At 67.2% G+C, this 2,753-nt stretch carries 4 protein-coding genes; 2 read left to right on the top strand and 2 right to left on the bottom strand.

The window, feature by feature from the left end; translation table 11 throughout:
• Positions 1-98 precede the first annotated feature (98 nt).
• Positions 99-1,055, top strand: coding sequence for a diadenylate cyclase (locus tag WBV89_RS06745; protein WP_423980564.1), 957 nt, complete (start codon positions 99-101; stop codon positions 1,053-1,055).
• A gap of 64 nt (positions 1,056-1,119) precedes the next feature.
• Here WBV89_RS06745 and WBV89_RS06740 read toward each other — a convergent pair whose 3' ends face one another.
• Together WBV89_RS06740 and WBV89_RS06735 are read right to left on the bottom strand one after the other, a co-directional pair.
• Entirely contained in the window at positions 1,120-1,698 is a 579-nt protein-coding gene (locus tag WBV89_RS06740; protein WP_423980563.1) for a GNAT family N-acetyltransferase, read from the bottom strand.
• A gap of 62 nt (positions 1,699-1,760) precedes the next feature.
• Positions 1,761-2,216, bottom strand: a complete 456-nt coding sequence (locus tag WBV89_RS06735) for a winged helix-turn-helix transcriptional regulator (RefSeq protein ID WP_423980562.1) — start codon at positions 2,214-2,216, stop codon at positions 1,761-1,763.
• 165 nt (positions 2,217-2,381) lie between these two features.
• Here WBV89_RS06735 and WBV89_RS06730 point away from each other — a divergent pair.
• Positions 2,382-2,753 (top strand): MFS transporter (locus WBV89_RS06730; RefSeq protein ID WP_423980561.1); only part of this gene is annotated, 372 nt, incomplete at its 3' end.

Genomic DNA, 2,753 nt, shown 5'->3' with positions numbered 1-2,753 from the left:
AGCGAGGACTGGTGCGGTGGCGGTGAGGGATGAGCGCACCTGTCGGTCTCACATCTCACCGGAAGGGGGTGGGGGAGGGGGTCGGTAGGTTGGGGTTCGTGAGCGATCTGACGCGAGCGCACGAGCGGTTGCGCGAGGAACTGGCTGATGCAGCGATCACGCTTCCCGGCGCTCCCGACGAGGTCGACCTGCTGCTCACCGAACTCGAGTACGCGTGGCGGCCGCCGGTGTTCGAGAACCGCTCGCTGATCTACGGATCGTTCGTGTTGCCCGGCGAGCGCTCGCTGATCCAGATCGACAACCTCGTCGAACTGCTCGACATGGACATGCCGATCGAGCAGGCACGTCGCTTCTCCGACGGCCGGTCGTCCTTCGTCGTCCGTCGTGCCGATGGGAGCACGCAGTTGGCCTGCTTCCGGCGGACGATCCAGTACGAGGCCGACCTCGCCGAGATCGAACAGGCCACCGGAGCCGCGATCGTCCAGCGCACCGTGATGGGCGTGACCCGGGTGTTCACCCCCACCGGCGTCGTCGAGTGGAACGGACATCGCTGGCGGCACCGTCCGTCGGCACGCATCTACCTCCCGGCCGTGCGCGCCGCCGTGCCCGAAGCGCCGCGAGCACTGCTCCTCGGCCTGCTCGACCTCGCGGTGCACTGGCTGAGCCCGGCACGGATCGGAGCGACGTTCCTGCTCGACCTGAATCCGCAGACCCACGACGACCACGGCCTCGACCTGTCGGCGGCGCTTCCGTCACCGAATCTCTCGGTGCTCGAACGTCACCACTACCCGGCGCTGTTCGCAGTGCTCGCGCAGACCGACCTCGCGACGCTCGTCGCCGCCGATGGTGACGTCGGGATGCTCGGAGTGGGACTGAGGAGCTCGATCGCATCCGAGACGGCGATCCACCTCGAGTCGGGGATGCGCCACCGATCCGCCGCCCGGTACACGTGGGACCACCACCACACCGTCGCGTTCGTCGTCAGCGAGGACGGGCCGGTGACCCTGTTCCGCCACGGCAAACCGATCGCCGTGTGCATCGGCATCCCCGACTGACTCGCAACAGCACCCGCTCCGGTCGACAACGCGCTGGAGATCGACCGGTCGACGTGCGGCGGATCTACGACGCGGCTGGCACGGTCGTCGTGACGACCCAGCGATGCTTGCCGATCTTGCGATCGCGGACGAATCCCAACCGCTCGTAGGTGGACAGCGCTCCGTTGTAGAGGAATCCGGCCGAGACCGAGTCGGCGGACTCCGGGTATCCCTCCACCGGGCCTCCGCCGAGCCCGGCGATCAACTCGAGGGCACCGGCGAGCGCGGCGGTGGCGACGCCCTGTCGGCGATGGCCCTTGCCGACGTAGCAACACGCGATCCGCCAGTCCGGCAATGTCGTCCCGCTGCGCTCGTACGCCGCTCGACTCTTGATCCGTGGGAGTTCTTCGGGCGCGCCGAACTGGCACCAGCCGACACAGGCGTCACCGTCGAACACGAGCGCAGCGTGGGCCGTTCCCGACGCGACGCGGGCCAACTTGCGTTCGCGGTTGAGCTCCGGTGTCGAGTGCTTGCCGACGCCCTCGGGATGGAATCCCATGCACCAACAGCCGCCGAAGATTCCGTTGTTGCACTCCACGAGCGCTGCGAATGCCGGCCACGACGCCTCGTCGAGAGCCGACACGGAGTACGCCGTTTCCTCCATGGAAGAAGTTTCGCAGAAGCGCAATCGGCGCGGTGACCGAGCGGATGGCCCGGTGCTCGGGATCAGGGGGTGGCGCCCGGACCCGGCACGGCACGGACCGATCTCGCGTCGAGGGCCTCGCCGCAGACGTCGCAGGCCATGTGCGCGGTGGTGGTGTGTCCGTGATCGCGATGCTCGAGCAGGATCGGCTCGTTGCCGGCACCGAGGATCCATTCGTCGCCCCACTGACGGAGCGCGGTCAGCACCGGCCACAGGGCTCGGCCCTTGTCGGTGAGTACGTAGTCGTAGCGATTCCGGGCCTCGTCGTAGGGACGTCGTTCGAGCAGGCCGCCGCCCACGAGTGTGTCGAGCCGGTTGGTGAGGATGTTGCGGGAGATCCCGAGTCGCTCGACGAAGTCGTCGAAGCGGCGGAACCCGAGGAAGCAGTCGCGCAGGATCAACAGCGTCCACCACTCGCCGATGATCTCGAGCGACTGGGCGACCGAGCAGTTCATGTCCGCGAATGACGCCTTGCGCATGACGCGAGCCTATCTCGGTTGCATCATGCAACTCGACCTGTCATGATCAGTTGCATGATGCAACTCGAAGTAGTCGCCAGATGGCGTGATGTGATCGCAACGATCGGTGAGGTCCAGGTCGCCCGGTCGCTCCGGACCCGGCTCGGCGCCGAGGACTGATCCATCGTGTTCGCCCACTCCAATCGCACCCTGCTCATCGCATCGCTGGCCACACTCGCGACGTTTCTCGACACGACGATTCTCTACGTCGCGTTCCCCGACATCTCGTCCACCTTCTCCGACACCAGCGCATCGGAACTCTCGTGGGTCCTCAACGCCTACACGATCGTCTTCGCGGCGCTGCTGATCCCTGCCGGCAAGGTCGCCGACCGGATCGGTCACCGGCGTGTGTTCCTCGCGGGTTCGACGTTGTTCACGCTCGCGTCGATGGCGTGCGGTCTGGCCCCGAACGCCGAGCTGCTCATCGTGTTCCGCATCGCCCAGGCCGCCGGTGCAGCCGCGCTCATCCCGGCGTCGCTCGCACTCGTGATGCACGCG

Origin of the sequence: Ilumatobacter sp. (genome assembly GCF_049588435.1) — a bacterium.
Taxonomy (GTDB): domain Bacteria; phylum Actinomycetota; class Acidimicrobiia; order Acidimicrobiales; family Ilumatobacteraceae; genus Ilumatobacter_A.
This window is presented reverse-complemented; position numbering and strand designations above follow the sequence as displayed.

What these genes read in the sequence shown, in the direction of transcription:
- WBV89_RS06740 (WP_423980563.1), bottom strand. Translation starts at nt 1,698, where the DNA reads ATGGAGGAAACGGCGTACTCCGTGTCGGCTCTCGACGAGGCGTCGTGG.
- WBV89_RS06735 (WP_423980562.1), bottom strand. Translation starts at nt 2,216, where the DNA reads ATGCGCAAGGCGTCATTCGCGGACATGAACTGCTCGGTCGCCCAGTCG.